Below are 17085 nucleotides of genomic sequence, written 5' to 3' on the forward strand. Positions count from 1 at the left end.
TACATCTGCACCCTTGTTGACTTCCATTTTCCGGTCAACGTGGAGAAATTGCGAGAGGAGTCTTACACCTAATCTCGCGGATGTCCCGGCTGAATTTTGCAGCCGCCTTTATGCGACAAATTTCACACGGTTATCTGCGTAAAGCAAGCAAATCTCAAAAACTTTGCGTATGTTAAGTATTCATTTATGAAGAGGACGACAATAGAACCGAACGATCGACCGATTGCGGTTCACCTACCAGCACGATCGAGCATTGAATCTGCGGCAAGATCTGAGCCGTGCGACTATTTAGCGCCAGTCCTCCTGCACTAAGCAAGCGCTCCGGCGATCGCAAAACCAATAAGTCAGAAGATTTCGCTGCCATTGCGATCGTCCGAACCACATCATCATCTGGGACGATTTGAATATCGGTCTTAAGGGGTGGCAGCTTTGCAGCGAGGAGCGTGATTTGTGATTTGATCCAAGCAATCTTACTGGGAGAGGTCGCTCGATCACACACATGCAGGATTGTAATTTGTCCTCCTGTCGCGGTGGCGATATTATGAGCGAGCTGTAAGGTTGAGATCGATCGCGGGGTAAGATTTTCGACAGGGAGCAAAATTTGCTGAAATTCGCTTGGAGATTTCACTAATCGCGCAACGGCAACCGGGCAAGAAGCCGCGTATAAAACACTGTTGACGACATTTCTAAACAACCGCTCTCTAATCGCGCTTTTGCGTCCCCAACCCATCACAATCAGGTCAGCGCGATATTCTCGACTGGTGCGAGCGATTCCTTGAGCAACGTTGTCATCAATTCGCAGCAGGGGGGTCACTTTAACCCCAAATCCTTCGGTCAGTTCTGTTGCACGCACTAACCGAGATTCGCTGTCATCAATGCGTTCTTGCATCGACGGTGAGTTTAAATGGGCTTGGGACAGGGCGATCGCTAACGGAATTAATTGACCCGCGTGGGAGCGAGCAATGAGAGCTGCAAGTTCAAGAAGATTCGCTTCGGTATTGGGATTGTAGATTGGGACAACGATCGTGGTTTGGTGTGTCCAGGTCGAATCGGGAATTGTCGGTGCGATCGTGGCGGGAGTTTCGGGTCGAAGTTCATTCGCAAATCGCGCCGTTAAGATCGGCCCTAATGTCGAAGTCACTAGCATCAACACAATCACGCTATTGAGAACGCTCTCGGTGAGCAATCCTGCCCGATAGCCGACCAGCGTTGCAGCCAACGTTGCGGCCACTTGAGGCAGGGAAAGCGATCCCATCACCATCATTTCTTGCCAGCTATAGCGATAGGTCAGTTTTGCCAGCACCGCCGCCCCAAATTTACTAGCGATGAGACCGAGCACGATCGCAACAGTCAATCCCAACAACTTCGGATCAGTCAAGCTCTGAATAAACGCCGGAATCCGAATTAGCAACCCCATATCCACAAAGAAGATGGGAATAAACAAAACGCTGCCGACAAATACGACTTTCTCTTTAACAGGGCTGTTTCCGACAACGCGATTTACTGCAAGCCCGGAGAGAAACGCACCCACGATTTTTTCAACCCCGATTAACTGCGCTCCAACCGAAGCCAGAAACACCGCTAATAGAACGAACAGGAATTGATTGCCTTCATCGTCTCCCGATCGTCGAAAAAATTCTCTTCCCGCTCGATCAAACCCAAAGAGAACCACGATCGTATAAACAACCAGCGATCCCAACAGCGTGATCAGCTTGATGAGTGTAAAATCGCCTGCATGAACCCCGACACAAATCGCTAAGACTAACAGCGCCCCAACGTCAGTAAAGATCGTTGCGCCGATCGTCACCGTAACGGCTTCATTTCCCACAACCCCTAGGCGACTGACGATCGGATAGGCCAAGAGCGTGTGAGACGCGAACAGCGATCCGATCAAAATCGCGGGATTCCACTCAAACCCAAACATTCGCCCAACGATCGTTCCAGTAATCAATGGCACTAAAAACGTATAAGTTCCAAAGCCGATCGAGCGATTTCGTGTCCGAGTAAATTGGTCAATATCAATTTCCAAACCTGCCACAAACATCAGATACACCAGTCCGATGTCTGAGAGCAAATTCATGGTCTCAGAGTCATTTTGAATGATCCCCAATCCATTCGAGCCGAGTGCAACTCCCGATGCCAGCAATCCTACCAGTCCCGGTAGCTTTAACCGCTCGAATACGATCGGTACAATCAAAATGACCGCTAGCAGAATCACAAAAGAAACGATTGGTTCTTGAAACAAGCCAGCGGTTAAAAACAACATGAAGCAGCGCCACTCAATGCGATCTAACAATTACCAGGTCAAATTGAGCACGAAATCCACCTAGAGATGAATTTGACTCAGGATCACCCGTAGTCGATCGTAGTCATCTTTCAGCAGCAAGCTTAGCATTCGACCCGCTTGCACCAACCAAGCACGATCGGCTTTCCTCAGTTGATAGATTTCTCGAATTGCAGCCGCCGTCAGCGCATCAACCGGAGCACTGCCCACTTGCAGTAAGGTTCTCAAAAAATCAAGCTGATCGCTAAATTCAACAATTTCTTCTGCATCACAAGCGTAAACGGCTTGATGAATTTGGGGCGGACGGGGCGGTAAATGTTGATAAAGCGTTCCACCTGCCGAGCCATTCTTTTTATTTCCGCCCGCACGATAGCCAACGATCGCCGATCGAAATTCTGTTCTCAGCATCGCGAAAATTTGCGGCTGTTGTTCGCGCAGTTCTAGCAGCGACATTCCTAATGCTCTAGCCCGATGCACGGTATCGATCGGGCTAGTCGTCGCGTGGTAAACGACTGCATAGATTAAGTTTCCTGATTCTTCGTCGATCGCTTTGACCCAGCTTCCAAACGGCGGCATCACCGGAAACGATAGATCTTCCGGTTCCAGGCATTGTGAAAGAAATTCTGTCGTCGCTGTTTCGATCACCTCGGCAATGTGATTGGCAGGGCGATTCTGAGCAGAAAACTGGGGAAGTGGGAGGCGCATAAGCAAATTCATACCGACGATCAAGCCGACGATCGCACCGGTGCAATGTCGTACAGACGTTTCGTGAAAACGTCTCCATCCCACAATCTACCGCATTCAAACCCTGAACGTGCTTATTTTGCTGCCTTTTTCTTGGCAGTTTCGACAATTTCAAGCTCAGACATTCTGAACGTGATCAACTTGTCCCAGTTGCCACCCTCAAATAAAACTGCAACTTTTCCATCAGTGATACGCTGTACAAGTCCTTGGAACCCGTAGTAAGTATCATTCACATTCGTCACACGGACGGCTGAACCTGGTAAAAACATAATTGCTGCAAGATAGCTTCCCTATCAGTTTACAGGCGGTGTCGAACACTCTGTTATCGATTGTGATCGATAGCGCGATCGCGTCTTTCCAATTGTTCAAGTCCAATCGTTTAGAATTTCGGCTTTTGGCGGGCGTTTGCCACGGACTGAACCAAGCCGATCGCGATGAAATTCATCAACAGTGCCGCATTGCCGTGACTCAGCCACGGCAAAGGAATTCCAGTCACAGGCGACAGATTAATCGTCATGCCAATATTGACTGCCATCTGAAACAGAATCATCGAAAATACACCCACTGTGATCAGTGCGCCAAACTCATCTTTGGCGTTTTGGGCAATAATCAGCAATCGGTAGCAAATCAGCAAATAAGCGGCAAGCACAAAGATTGCGCCGATAAATCCTAATTCTTCACCAACCGCAGTAAAAATAAAGTCTGTATTCTGCTCAGGAATAAAGTCGAGCTGTGTCTGAGTGCCCCGAAATAATCCGCGTCCTGTGAGTTCTCCCGCCCCGATCGCAATCCGCGATTGAATCAAGTGATACCCCGCTCCCAGCGGATCTTGGTCAGGGTCAATAAACATCAGAATTCGCGCCTTCTGATAATCGTGCAGCACAAATTGCCACAGCACCTGTCCCAGTCCACCTGCAACTAAATTAATCACCACTGGAACCAGCGTTCCATAAGTGCGCCAAGGCAGCGTTCTCCAAGCGATCAGACCGATCGTCGCAATCCACAACCCGATCGCCGAGATGCCGAACGCTCCTTTGCTGATTAGCGTGGTAAATAAAATCGCGGATACGACCGGAGACAGCAGCAGCAGCAACCAGCCGGGATTGGCATTGCCCCAATACAGCATCCCGATCGTAATTGCCCCAAACACTAGAGAAGTCCCTAAGTTCGGCTGCAAAAACACCAGTGCCCAAGGCAAAGCTGCAACCCCAAGAATCTTCATCATCATCGCGATCGTCGATGCCGATCGCTGGTGCAGCATTCCCGCTAGCACAACAATGATCCCAAGCTTGGCAAACTCTGACGGCTGAATTCCAAACCCGAAAAATCCGAGCCAACGCTGTGCTCCCTTTGCCTCTAGCCCCATGACCATCACGAGCAGCAGCGAGGCATTGGTCACACCATAAATCCACCACTTCCACCGCAGCAGGACATCGTAGCGCATTCGCGCCAGCGCCAGAATCAGAAACGTTCCTAGCCCACCGATGCAGAGGTGATAGATCCAGTCTTCGCGCTCAGTGTGCGTCAGTTGAACGCTAAACAGCATCACGCTACCCAAGAGCGTCAGCGCGAGGACTGCTCCGAACAAGTACCAGTCCATTCCTTGCCAGGGTTGGAGCCATGGTCTGAGGGGGGAAGGAGATCTTTTGCGAAACATAGATTTGAGAAAGGCGTTAAGCGAGGGCTGCCACGGATACTTTAGCAGCAATTTGCTGAGCAATCCGAGTTAGCGCTTTTGCCGAGGCAGAATCGGGTTCACCCACGACGATCGGCACTCCTCGATCGCCCCCCTGACGCAACGGAATTTCGAGCGGTACACAGCCCAAGAGCGGCACGTTTAATTCTGCTGCGGTTTTTTCGCCACCTGCTGATCCGAAAATGTCGTACTGACGATCGGGCATATCCGGTGGAATAAAGTAGCTCATGTTCTCAACAATTCCTAACACTGGCACGTTTAGCTGCTGGAACATCTTTAAGCCGCGTCGAGAATCAAGCAATGCGACCGATTGAGGCGTGGTGACGATGACTGCTCCTGCCATCGGAACGGCTTGTGCCAGCGTCAATTGGGCATCTCCGGTACCGGGAGGCATATCGACGATGAGATAATCCAAGTCACCCCATTGCACCTGATAGAGAAATTGGCGAATCACACCGTTCAGCATCGGGCCTCGCCAGATCACAGGCTGGTCTTTGTCGATTAGAAATCCCATTGAGACAAGCTTAACGCCGTGATTGAAAGCAGGTTCTAGGATCTCGCCTTGAGCCGTTTGGCGCACCGCAACGCCTGATCCTTCCAGACCCAACATCATTGGAGCATTGGGTCCGTAGATGTCAGCATCGATCAACCCCACTTTTGCGCCGGCTTGGGCGAGTGCCACTGCCACATTCACAGCGATCGAGCTTTTACCAACTCCCCCTTTACCGCTCGAAATCGCAATGATGTTTTTCACGCCATCAATTCCAGTCCGATCGGGCAATCCTTTCTGCTGCGGCGTTTCTGCCGTGACTTCCACCTCCACCGATTCCACGCCAGGGAGGGTCTTGACGGCGCGTTCACAGTCTTCGACGATGAACTGGCGCAATGGGCAAGCAGGAGTCGTTAGAACCAGGGTGAAGCGCACCTTGCCGCCGGAAATCGACACATTCCGAATCATGTTTAGTGCAACCAAACTTTTTTGCAGTTCGGGATCTTGAACAGGCTTAAGGACTTCTAAAACAGATTCTGCACAGAGGGTATCTAACATAGAGGGTAGAGAGCGATCGCTTGGGTTATCCGTTTGATCTTACCGCTCGGAGACGATCGCTTGTTAGAAATCGAAACAGCTAGCTTGAGTGGATTTGGAGTCGATCGGCTGTTCGGCTGCATGTGCGAGATCCTCTGCCACTCGCGCCGCGTAAGGCTTGATGATCGACCAGATTAACGGCGACAACCAGCCTTGCAGCGTTACCGAATAAGCGATACTGGTTCCCGAAACCATCGATTTCACTTCATATCGAATTCGTTCTTCGATGCCTGGAATCGCCATAATTCTGATGCTGAGCAACTCTCTCGGCTCAACTCGCTCCACAAAAATCCGAATTGGAAAGGGGCCAAGGCGCGTCACTGCTTCGTAAATCAATCCTGGTTTTGCCACCTGTCCACGCGGCACATTCGTTTTGGAGATTAACGGATGCCAAGAGACATCTGCCAAATCAATCACTTTCTTCCACAAATCATCTACAGAGGCTGAACTAATCGCTTGATAGGTTCGAGCCAGAGTGGATTGCACCCGTCGCCGCCTGCGATTAACCAATCTCCAAGGAAAGTTCAGCATCAATACGTCTCCTAAGTAAGGGAATCGGTTTGACCCGCACCCTGAATCCGGGGTGTTCGATCTTAGCTAGATTTGTGCTGCAATTGTCATCTTTCTTGAGACGGCTAACCAGATTACACCAGTCGTAACAGCACGTTATAAACATTTACGATCGTGCTTTTCCGCTCAGGATGCACCATCCTGGGCTTGACAGCCGAGCAAGTCACCTTCTAGCTGCCGTTTCGCGATAGTCTAAATGAACCGACTGGTTTCAGCAATTCTAATGCTTGAAGCTAGTCGGAAACTTTAAACTCCTCCACTGCATAGTAAGAAGACTCGTTCCAGGAATCGACGTTTATGACTGCCTTCTTTACCTCTAACCCCACCGAAACGACACAACCGCTTCCTCCCAGTGATTCTAGAGAGCGGGTCAGCCAATGGTTAAAATCTTTTCAAGATCAAGTTTGTGAAGGACTAGAAGCCGCAGACGGAGCATCGCAGTTTCGCGAAGATAGCTGGACAAGAGAAGAAGGCGGCGGCGGTCGATCGCGGGTGATTCGCGAAGGTCGAGTGTTTGAGCAAGGCGGTGTGAATTTCTCAGAAGTCTGGGGCAAGGATTTGCCACCTTCGATTTTGGTGCAGCGACCGGAAGCAGCAGGTCATAGTTTCTATGCGACTGGAACTTCGATGGTGCTGCATCCCCGCAACCCTTACATCCCAACGGTGCATTTAAACTACCGCTACTTTGAAGCAGGCCCTGTCTGGTGGTTTGGCGGTGGAATCGATTTAACGCCGTATTACCCGTTTGAAGAAGATGTGATTCATTTCCATCAAACCTTGAAGGAAGCGTGCGATCGTCATCATCCCGAATACTATCCCACGTTCAAACTTTGGTGCGACGAGTATTTCTATCTCAAGCACCGTAAAGAAACTCGTGGGGTGGGCGGCATCTTCTTTGATTACCAGGATACTCGCGGCGATTTGTATCCCATCTCTTATCCCGGATCTCAGAGTGATACCTCTGCGGCGCTGCGCAGTAAAGAAGTGGGAGCAGTACAAAATCGCACCTGGGAAGACTTATTTGCGTTTGTGCAATCCTGCGGTGATGCGTTCTTGCCTGCTTATCTGCCGATCGTGGAGCGTCGTCAAGATACTGAGTACGGCGATCGTCAGCGTCAGTTCCAGCTTTATCGGCGGGGGCGCTACGTGGAATTTAACCTGGTGTACGATCGCGGCACGATCTTTGGGCTGCAAACGAATGGGCGGACTGAATCGATTCTGATGTCGTTGCCGCCGTTGGTGCGTTGGGAGTATGGCTATGAGCCAGAAACAGGCAGTCCAGAGGCGCGGCTGTACGAGATTTTCCTAAAACCACAAGATTGGATCAATTGGTCAACAAACGGGGCACACTAAGCCCAATGGTGATGAACCATTGACATCCATTTGTTAAGCCTTGCACTTCGGGGGAAGCATTCAACAGACGCTTCCCTTTTTTGATCTTAAAATCTTAAGAAATCGTTATCTTCCTCTATCTTTGGGCATAATTTAGAGAGGTGATCACCAAAAGACTGCATGAGGCAAGTCATGGTTTACATGGAGCAGAAGACTTTCAATACCCCAGACGGCACGACGATCGTCGTGTTCAGTCCGAGCGGGCGGCTAGATATTACGACAGCATGGAAATTTCGCACCAAACTACAGGACTGCATTGCTAAACAGGGAAATCATGTTGTTGTGAATTTAGGGCAGGTGAATTTCATTGATAGCTCTGGCTTAACTTCATTAGTTGCAGGGATGCGGGATGCGGATAAGGCAAAAGGTAGCTTCAAGCTGTGTAATGTTCATCCGGAGGCGAAGCTGGTTTTTGAAGTGACGATGATGGATTCTGTTTTTGAGATTTTTGAGAGTGAGGAAGAGGCTTTATTAAGTAGTAAAGCGACTTTGCAAAATTCTGTTCCTCAAGGTTTAGCAAGTTAGCTTGAGAGCAGGACAACTGAAGAGTTTGTACCAGAAGCGATCGAAGTCAGGTTTCGATCGCTTTTTAATTGTTTAAGGCTGTTGTAACAAAATCTATCCCAGGATGCTTTGGGATGGCTAAAGCAAAGGCTTAAGGTATCCAAGGACGATCGAGGTGACTTATGGTAGATGCAATTTTGGCGCGATCAAAAGAACTGAAGCAATCGCTAACGGATTTTGTTTACGATGCGGAAGGGGAATTAGCAAAGGCTTTTGAAAAGTTTGTCGCAGAGAAGTTAGCGCAATCGCAGTCAAAAGAGAGTAAGCACCGGGATACGATCGTTGATATATTTTTGACTCACGGACAAGTTGGAACGAAAACCCCGTTAGAGCTATTCATTGAAAGCGAACCAGAATTGTCGGAGGACGATCGACAACTGATTCTGAACTGGAAGCGTAATTTTTCAGGACTGTTTGCCATTCAAGAAATCTTACCCGACGGCTTCAAACTGATGAATTGGCTAACCACAAAACTATACATTGTGAAGCCGAATGATTCAGAAACACTAGAAGCAATGTCGCGATTAAAGCTTGGGGAAATGCTCGTCACGCGAATTGCACCTGTTGAGGATTACTGGACAATCTTTAGTCCCTATGTGCAGTTAGGGAACTTAGGGAAACCCAAGTTAGCGGTTGCGATCGGTAACTTTAGACAGAGCTATAAATCTGATTTGTACGGGGATGCTCCAGAATTACTCGAAGAAGCCTGGAAATCGGTTGAGCGCTATCACCAAGATTTTCTCGATTTTTTCGGCACCGATCAGATGACGTTATCGGGTTATCATCTGGGTAAAAAGATTGCGGAATTTCAGGGCTTTCTCACCCAGCGTCGAATGGATGAAGCAGGACTTGATCCGAATAAATCCCTTGCAGAAATGGCGCAAGAAGCAGGCGTGAGCGATGAAGAACTCACCGAAATGGCGGAAGCAATGGGACTCGACGAAGAAGCGGCGGCAAAAATGATGCAAAACAAAGCAGCCGCAAAAATGGTGACACCCCAGATCGAGCTACCGCCGGATTTGAAAAAAGCAGAAGAAGTGACGATTCTGGCGCATCCACGCTGGGGACAAATGTTACTGACAACCTACACTCAGTTTGAAGCGCTGCTGAAAGCGGAAGATTGGCAGTCGGTCAAAGGTGCGGATAGATTAGTGCGGAAGTATCTAACAGATGCTGAAGTGAATCCGTTTGTGTGGCATCAACTTGCAGAACAGTATCCAACTCAATTGGAGACTGTGTTGAGATCGTTCCTCGATCGCCCAGATTTCAACCTGCAAACAGACCTTGACCCACTGTTGCAGGAGCATCATAAACCCCTAGAGCCAGAACTACCGGACATCGCCAGTGTGCCAATACATTTACACAATCTATTTCAAGAAGCTTTGGCAGAAGTGAGCAAGACGAAAGCCAAAGAAAAAGCGGATAAGAAGCCAACGAAAGGATTCAAGCGGAGTTAGACTGTGCGATCGAAACCGCGTTCACGATTGAACGATCGATTGTGGATTGGTGTTGCACTCATCTTTTATTCGTTTGTTGCGATCGGGATTGCAGAAGGTGGATTAGGTGTGATTCTGCCATCGATTCTCGAAACTTACAGTCTCACACCTGCAACAGTGACATTTTTGTTTATTAGTCAGGTGTCAGGGTATGCGATCGCAGCCACAGCTAGCAGTTTTCTAACCCATCGATTCGGTTTAGCAAAGACAATTCTGCTCGGCTTGCTCTTACTGACCAGTGCATTAAGCCTTTATGCTTCCACGACGCACTGGATTGTCATGATTGCAACAGGATCACTGTTAGGGTTTGGGATTGGATTGATTGATGCAGGCGGTAATACGTTTATTGCACATGAGCAACAGAATGCTAATTTGATGGGATTGCTTCATGCGTTTTATGGAATTGGCGCACTTTCGGGGCCTGCGATCGCAACCGCATTGCTCACGTTTGGCGTGCATTGGCGACAAATTTACGCTGTGATTGCAGGGATTGTGAGCGTGTCAATTGTAGGAATGCTTTGGGCAGTTCTACACCAATATTCCCCTTTACAGCAGCGCTTTACTGGTGAGACGACCGCTCGATCGAACTTTGCCGCCGCGCTCAGAAATCCGATCGTGATTGTTTCTGCATTGTTGTTATTAATCTATGTGGGAACTGAGGTCTCGATCGGGAACTGGGCCTATACTGTGCAACACGTCGGTCGAGGCATTTCGACACAGATTGCAGGATACAGCGTGTCGGGCTATTGGGTGGGGCTGACGATCGGGCGCTTGAGCTTTGGTCAATTGATGAATCGATTGGGTGCAAATCGCACGATCGTGTTTTCACTGCTATTGCTGATTGTGGGCTTGCTGATTTGGTGGCAAATACCGAGCACATGGTTTATTCTGCCCGTTTTAGGATTTGGGCTGGCAATCATCTTTCCCGCAATGATTTGGTTGACACCGCAACGAGTCGATCGAGCAATGGTTCCAACGGCGATCGGTTTACTTGCCAGTATGGGCAGTGTCGGAGCGGCGACGATTCCTACAGGAGTCGGTTGGGTTGCAAATCGAGCGGGGATTGGAATCATTCCTGCATTGATGTTGCCGTTAGCGATCGTCATGTTAGGTTTGCACAGTTGGCTAATGTCCCGTTTGGCTCAACGCTAACACCTTCCTAAAATCGCCTACGAGTTCATGTGAAACGGCATTTCCTGATTCAACCGTTGCACCGATTGATCGATTTGGCGTTTCTGCTCACAGGCTTGAGCGATCGCCGCAATCACCCGTGCTGTAGCCTGCTCTGGAGTTTCATCCGGCATGACCTGAATGTGAATATCCGCTTGGGCATAGCGCGATCGACGTTCATCCGCAAGCTGCGTTAATCGAGCCGTGAGATCCTGGTTCTGCAGCAAAGGTCGCGTTGTATCTTGGCTGAGTCGTTCCCGCAACTGTTCTATTGGAACATCGAGCCAGACAATTACCCCATGCTTCAGATAGCTCCAATTTTCCTGTGCCAGCACAATTCCGCCGCCTGTTGCCACGACTCGCCGCAACCGTGCTGAAACTTGCGCCAAGGTAGCCGTTTCGAGTTGGCGAAAAATTGCTTCTCCTGACTCGGCAAAAATCGCACTCACCGTCTGTCCGGTTGCCTGCTCAATAAACTGATCGACATCAAGAAACTCATAATCGAGCTGTTTTGCCAGCAGTTGTCCGATCGTGGTTTTGCCAACCCCCATCATGCCGATCAGAAACACACTCACCCCGTTTAGCATGACTATTCCTCCTCATCTAACTTTCGTACCGGGGGGCGAATCACACGGTAGTCTGCGTCCACGACATCCGGCTTTTTCGGTTCTGGTGCTTCGCGATAGGTGTAGGAATACGTCGAACCTGATCGCGTGGTCGAGGTGGGTTCCTGTCTGGTTTCAAAGTCTCGCTCTGATCGATTTTTGGGTTCAGTTGCCCAATCGTCGCTATCGTCGCTAAACCAATCGTCCGCATCAGGGGTGCGGGGTGCAGTGTTACGCGGCGTTTCCGTGTAGGCAAAGCCGGTCGATTGAGGTCGGGTGCCTTTGCGCTCAGAGCGCCGCGCCGTAAATCCAGTGAGTCCAAACAGCGCCGTAATAATCAGCGTTGTCGCAGCACCTAGCCCGATCGCACCGCCGATCCAGATGGGTAGCGGCAAACTAGGCGACGGAACCCCAAGGAATACAAGCGACATCGACACGCCCCAGTTCGAGAGCGCGAAGATTACACCAAACCCAACGATCGCACAGAGCAGAACAAAACGCAGAAGAGCCATAAGAAAACCCCCGGTTAAATTCACCCGATCGGGTACTTTACTTCAGCTTAGCGTATTGCCAGACCGTACAGAAACGCAACGTTACGACGAATGCTGAAACAATCAATTGTTGCAATTGATTAAATCTTTGATTTCTCAGTCTTTAGACAGTCGAGAGCTAAGAACAGAGACCAGTAGTGTGGCTCTATCTAAGGATTTGAACGATTCATAACTCCCGCTTCCCAGGACGTGAGCTTCAGCTTTAGTAATTTTTGAGCTTCAGTGTTTTAGCTTCGTAGCAATGCGAGGTCTGCATCTATAAATATTGATTGATAGTGAGGAATGACGAATGAAATTCGCTTCATTTACCTGTTTGGTGACGATCGCGGCAAGTTCTTTACTGCTTGCACCTTTGAGCGTTCGTGCGGCTGAACCTGAGATTGTTCCTGCAAATCCACAAATTCAAAATAGTTTAGATCAAGTTACTTCTGTCTCACAGCTTTCGGATGTGCGCCCGACAGATTGGGCATTTCAGGCACTCCAATCTCTAGTTGAGCGGTATGGTTGTATTGCAGGGTATCCCGATCGTACCTATCGCGGCAATCGAGCATTAACCCGCTTTGAGTTTGCAGCCGGATTGAATGCTTGTCTCAATCGAGTCAATGAACTGATTGCCGCTTCTACCGCTGATTTGGTCAAGAAAGAAGACCTTGCCACGCTCCAGAAACTCCAAGAACAATTTGCGGTAGAGCTGGCAACGATTCGCGGTCGCGTGGATGCCTTGGAAGCCCGCACAACAACTTTAGAACGCCAGCAATTTTCAACGACTACGAAGCTGCAAGGTGAAGCGATCTTCGCTGGTGTCAGCGTTTTGGGCGGTGATAATGCGGTGACGAGCACCAGGGCTGAACGCAATCCCACGCTATCTTATCGGGTGCGATTGAATCTCAACACAAGCTTTACAGGACGGGACTTACTCACGGCGCGGCTCCAAGCCAATAATGTGACACCGCTCGGCGAAACAACCCAAGACCCAACTAGCGTAACGGGTGTTCGTGGTTTGGGGGTGTTAGGCACGAATATGGGACGAGTTGAATTTGATGGGGATAGTGGTGGACAGGTTGGACTTGCACTCCTGCGCTATCGATTTCCATTGAGCGAGAATACTGATGCGTTTCTTGCAGGGACAGGAAACGGGTTTGTTGATTTGGATGCGTCGTCCCAGCTTAACCCTTATTTTGACGGTGGTTCTGTTTCTCTGTTTGGGTTACGGAATCCGATCTATAACTATTCGTTTGGTGCAGGATTTGGAATTCGGCACCGGATTGGGACGGCTGCCGAGGTTAATTTAGGGTATTTGGTTCCGAATGCTTCCGACCCAGCAAACAAACGCGGCTTGTTTAATGGTCAATATGGAGCCTTAGCACAAGTCATTCTCAATCTGAGTCCAAGTTCTCGCATTGGTTTTACCTACATCAATGCGTATGCTCCATTTGGTGCAGAGCTTCAACCTGATGATCCGTTTAACCTGAGTGCGACGGGTAGCAACTTGGCAAATAGTAACTTTGGTGCTCCGGTTAGTATTAATGCGTATGGGGTTTCTGGTGTCTTCCAAATCTCTCCAAACTTTGCGCTAGGGGGTTGGGTTGGTTATGCAAATCATAATTACATCGGTCGGGGTCGAGGAGATGTGTGGAACTGGGCGGTTAATCTAGCCTTTCCTGATTTGTTTAAGAAGGGTAATTTGGGCGGATTGTTGGTGGGGCAGGAGCCGAGATTAACGCGTAGTGATTTAGGATTTCGCGATCGCAACAACTCCTTACACTTAGAAGCGTTTTACCGGCATCGCATCAATGACAACATTTCGATTACTCCTGGAGTCATTTGGATCACGAATCCTGACTTCAATGAAGACAACGAAGATGTTGTGGTGGGTGTGATTCGGACAGTGTTCTCGTTCTAGCAAGTTGAAGGCTCTGAGCAGTTGAGAAACGGCTTTAGGGTCGCTAAGGTTATGGAATCAGTATGAACTTTTTCCTATGCCAAATCGTTTAATTCAAGCTCAGAGTCTTTATTTGCGGAAACATGCTTATAATCCGATCGAGTGGTGGGCATGGGGCGATGATGCGATCGAGCAAGCCCGCCGCGACAATAAGATTATCTTTTTATCAATTGGTTACTCTTCTTGTCACTGGTGTACGGTGATGGAGGGAGAAGCGTTTTCAGACCCGACGATCGCGCAGTATCTGAATGAAAACTATCTGCCGATTAAGGTCGATCGCGAGGAACGCCCCGATATTGATAGCATCTATATGCAGGCGCTTCAGATGATGACGGGGCAAGGGGGCTGGCCCTTAAACATCTTTCTGACACCGGATGATCTTGCACCGTTTTATGGTGGAACTTACTTTCCAGTTGATGCAAAGTACGGTAGGCCCGGATTTCTGCATGTGTTGCAGACTTTGCGGCGATTGTATGATGACGATCGTGCTCGATTGGATGCCGTAAAAGCTGAGATTTTGACGAACTTACAGAACTCGGTGCTGCTTCCAACTCAAACACTGAGTGAAGCATTGTTAAAAGAGGGGTTGGAGTACAGCACCGGAATTGTTTCAGCCCAGATGCCGGGAACGCGGTTTCCGATGATTCCCTATGCAGATGCGGCGCTTCATGCGGTGCGGTTTGGGTTTGAGCGATACAATGCTCGCGAAGCGACTACACGGCGCGGATTAGACCTTGCGCTCGGTGGCATTTTTGATCAGGTTGCGGGCGGTTTTCATCGCTACACGGTTGATCCGACTTGGACAGTTCCGCACTTTGAAAAGATGCTGTATGACAACGGGCAGATTGTTGAGTATCTTGCAAATCTTTGGGGATCGGGAGTACAAGAGCCAGCCTTTGAAAGAGCGATCGTCAAAACAGTCGAATGGCTCAAACGCGAGATGACTGCACCGGAAGGTTATTTTTATGCTGCACAAGACGCAGATAGTTTTGTCACTCCCGAAGATGCAGAACCCGAAGAAGGAGCATTCTATGTTTGGAGCTATGAGGAATTACAGCGATCGCTCTCTTCCGAAGAGTTAACTGCGCTTTCAGAACAATTCACGATCGAGCCTAGAGGCAACTTTGAAGGGAAAATCGTGCTTCAGCGTCAGCATCCCGGTCAGCTCTCGGACACTGTAGAGACTGCATTCGATAAGTTATTTGAACTGCGATATGGTGCTTGCATCGGTGAAACCTTTCCGCCTGCGCGAGACGCTGAAGAAGCGAAATCCATTGCGTGGTCAGGTCGAATTCCAGCCGTCACCGACACAAAAATGATTGTTGCTTGGAATAGCTTAATGATTTCGGGATTGGCGCGATCGTACGCAGTATTCCGCGATTTAGAAGCATTAGAATTAGCCACTCAAGCTGCAACATTCATCTTGCAGAATCAATGGATCAACGATCGCTTTCATCGAATTAACTACAATGGCTCAGTTGAGGTTCTCGCACAGTCCGAAGATTTCGCATTATTCATCAAAGCATTGTTAGATTTGCATCAAGTCACCCGGAGCATTCAATCCGAAGCGCCGGAAAATCAAATTGATTGGTTAGCTGAAGCCATTCGGATTCAAGCGGAGTTTGATCAGTATCTTTGGAGCGATGGATTAAGTGGTTATTACAACACTGCTAAAGATGCCAGTCGAGACTTACTGATTCGAGAAAGAAACTATGTAGACAACGCCACACCTTCTGCAAATGGAATTGCGATCGCGAACTTAGTCCGCTTGTCTCTGCTAACTGAGAATTTAGATTACTTCGATCGTGCCGAACAAACGTTACAAGCTTTTGCCAGTGTGATGGAACAATCGCCCTCGGCTTGTCCGACCTTGTTTACTGCACTCGATTGGTTCCGCAATCAAACCTTAATTCGGAGTACAGCCGATCGAATTGCAACACTAGAAACACAGTATCTCCCAACAACCGCATTTAGGGTGATGGAGACATTGCCGGAAGATGCGATCGCGCTTGTCTGCCAAGGTTTAAGCTGCAAAGAACCTGCCCGAACTCAGGAACAATTCATTCAGCAAATCCAGCAAAGCCAGAATAGATACGCTACCGGATTGGGATAAAGGGAAAGACAGTTTTGATGAATCTTCGCAGGCGCAGAAGTCCGATCGTTCTTCTCACTTGCGGCGAAACTTGATCACGCGGATTTACAGGCTGACCTTCTTGAAGTTGAGCTTGCAGCGCGGCATATTCCGCAGCATTTAACGGCTTGTTATCAATCGGCGATCGAGCTTCTGTAATGATTTCTGTCCGTGCTACTTCTTCGGGTTGGTCTTCCGGGGGTGGAAGCGCCATTGCAGGTGCAGCAACAGTCAGCGCTAGAAAAGCAATAAACGGAGATTTCCAAGTCATGATGTTTGATAGAACGTGAGTGCAGTGTTACCGTATCGTTTTTGACGAACAATCGTTAAAGGAGTGTCAAAGGTAGCACCCGGACGATGTTCGACTGCCAGTTCACCGTCTTGAGCAAGTAGGTTGAGTGTTGCGATCGCATTCAATACCGGAACATACAATTCACTATCGTAGGGCGGATCGAAATAGATGCGATCGAACTGTTGTCCAGATAGATTCGCTAATCGCTTGACCACATCCCCACGCGACACTTGATAAGACTGCTCGGATTGAGCCACTTGTTTCCAATTTTGCTCAATAATTCGACAAGCAGGCGCAGATTGTTCGATACCAATCACCAATGAAGCGCCTCGACACAAAGCCTCGGCTCCCATCGATCCACTTCCTGTACAAAGATCTAGCCAGCGACATCCCTCGATCGACCCTTGCCAAATATTAAACACGGCTTCGCGCACTCTTGCTAAAGTCGGGCGAGTGTCTTGACCTGGAAGTGTTTTTATAGGTCGATTGCCGTAAATTCTCAGGCTCATACAGCGATCCTAAATGAGTGATGAACTTCTGCTTGCCCTCATCCCCAACCCT

16 protein-coding genes are annotated in these 17085 nt (G+C 49.0%); 6 read left to right on the forward strand and 10 right to left on the reverse strand.

The window, feature by feature from the left end:
* Window positions 1-184: 184 nt before the first annotated feature.
* From H6F51_12195 to H6F51_12220, 6 genes are all read right to left on the reverse strand, one after another.
* A complete protein-coding gene (locus H6F51_12195) occupies window positions 185-2266 on the reverse strand; it encodes a cation:proton antiporter (GenBank protein ID MBD1823239.1) in 2082 nt (693 codons plus the stop codon).
* A gap of 60 nt (window positions 2267-2326) precedes the next feature.
* Window positions 2327-2989, reverse strand: coding sequence for a hypothetical protein (locus H6F51_12200; GenBank protein MBD1823240.1), 663 nt, complete (start codon window positions 2987-2989; stop codon window positions 2327-2329).
* Between the two features lie 113 nt (window positions 2990-3102).
* On the reverse strand, window positions 3103-3297 hold the full coding sequence (locus H6F51_12205) for a DUF3252 domain-containing protein (GenBank protein ID MBD1823241.1): 195 nt from the start codon (window positions 3295-3297) through the stop codon (window positions 3103-3105).
* A gap of 110 nt (window positions 3298-3407) precedes the next feature.
* Window positions 3408-4685, reverse strand: coding sequence for a rod shape-determining protein RodA (gene rodA / locus H6F51_12210; GenBank protein MBD1823242.1), 1278 nt, complete (start codon window positions 4683-4685; stop codon window positions 3408-3410).
* A 16-nt stretch (window positions 4686-4701) separates the two neighbouring features.
* A complete protein-coding gene (locus tag H6F51_12215) occupies window positions 4702-5772 on the reverse strand; it encodes an Mrp/NBP35 family ATP-binding protein (protein MBD1823243.1) in 1071 nt (356 codons plus the stop codon).
* Between the two features lie 63 nt (window positions 5773-5835).
* Window positions 5836-6342, reverse strand: coding sequence for an SRPBCC family protein (locus H6F51_12220; GenBank protein MBD1823244.1), 507 nt, complete (start codon window positions 6340-6342; stop codon window positions 5836-5838).
* A 336-nt stretch (window positions 6343-6678) separates the two neighbouring features.
* On the opposite strand from H6F51_12220, the gene hemF reads away from it, so the two are divergent.
* The 4 genes from hemF (at window position 6679) to H6F51_12240 (ending at window position 10985) form a co-directional block, all read left to right on the forward strand.
* Window positions 6679-7734, forward strand: coding sequence for an oxygen-dependent coproporphyrinogen oxidase (gene hemF, locus H6F51_12225; protein ID MBD1823245.1), 1056 nt, complete (start codon window positions 6679-6681; stop codon window positions 7732-7734).
* A 171-nt stretch (window positions 7735-7905) separates the two neighbouring features.
* Window positions 7906-8298 (forward strand): STAS domain-containing protein, encoded by a 393-nt coding sequence (locus tag H6F51_12230; GenBank protein MBD1823246.1) that lies wholly within the window; start codon window positions 7906-7908, stop codon window positions 8296-8298.
* Window positions 8299-8459: 161 nt separating this feature from the next.
* A complete protein-coding gene (locus H6F51_12235) occupies window positions 8460-9794 on the forward strand; it encodes a hypothetical protein (protein ID MBD1823247.1) in 1335 nt (444 codons plus the stop codon).
* A 3-nt stretch (window positions 9795-9797) separates the two neighbouring features.
* The gene (locus H6F51_12240; protein MBD1823248.1) at window positions 9798-10985 is read left to right on the forward strand and encodes an MFS transporter; all 1188 of its coding nucleotides are present in this window, start codon (window positions 9798-9800) and stop codon (window positions 10983-10985) included.
* Window positions 10986-11002: 17 nt separating this feature from the next.
* Here the strand turns inward: H6F51_12240 and H6F51_12245 are convergent, their stop codons facing one another.
* Complete coding sequence (locus H6F51_12245; GenBank protein MBD1823249.1) at window positions 11003-11590, reverse strand: shikimate kinase; 588 nt, start codon at window positions 11588-11590, stop codon at window positions 11003-11005.
* Window positions 11591-11592: 2 nt separating this feature from the next.
* On the reverse strand, window positions 11593-12120 hold the full coding sequence (locus H6F51_12250; protein ID MBD1823250.1) for a hypothetical protein: 528 nt from the start codon (window positions 12118-12120) through the stop codon (window positions 11593-11595).
* Window positions 12121-12448: 328 nt separating this feature from the next.
* Between H6F51_12250 and H6F51_12255 the strand changes: the two genes are divergently transcribed.
* Together H6F51_12255 and H6F51_12260 are read left to right on the forward strand one after the other, a co-directional pair.
* The gene (locus tag H6F51_12255) at window positions 12449-14062 is read left to right on the forward strand and encodes a carbohydrate porin (protein MBD1823251.1); all 1614 of its coding nucleotides are present in this window, start codon (window positions 12449-12451) and stop codon (window positions 14060-14062) included.
* Window positions 14063-14138: 76 nt separating this feature from the next.
* Window positions 14139-16214: a thioredoxin domain-containing protein gene (locus tag H6F51_12260; GenBank protein MBD1823252.1), complete on the forward strand. Its 2076-nt coding sequence runs from the start codon at window positions 14139-14141 to the stop codon at window positions 16212-16214.
* Here H6F51_12260 and H6F51_12265 read toward each other — a convergent pair.
* On the reverse strand, window positions 16198-16503 hold the full coding sequence (locus H6F51_12265; GenBank protein ID MBD1823253.1) for a hypothetical protein: 306 nt from the start codon (window positions 16501-16503) through the stop codon (window positions 16198-16200). The genes H6F51_12260 and H6F51_12265 overlap by 17 nt on opposite strands.
* Window positions 16500-17033, reverse strand: a complete 534-nt coding sequence (gene rsmD / locus H6F51_12270) for a 16S rRNA (guanine(966)-N(2))-methyltransferase RsmD (GenBank protein MBD1823254.1) — start codon at window positions 17031-17033, stop codon at window positions 16500-16502. Before rsmD ends, H6F51_12265 begins: the two co-directional genes overlap by 4 nt.
* Window positions 17034-17085 lie beyond the last annotated feature (52 nt).

It is taken from the genome of Cyanobacteria bacterium FACHB-DQ100 (genome assembly GCA_014695195.1).
Lineage (GTDB): Bacteria > Cyanobacteriota > Cyanobacteriia > Leptolyngbyales > Leptolyngbyaceae > Leptolyngbya.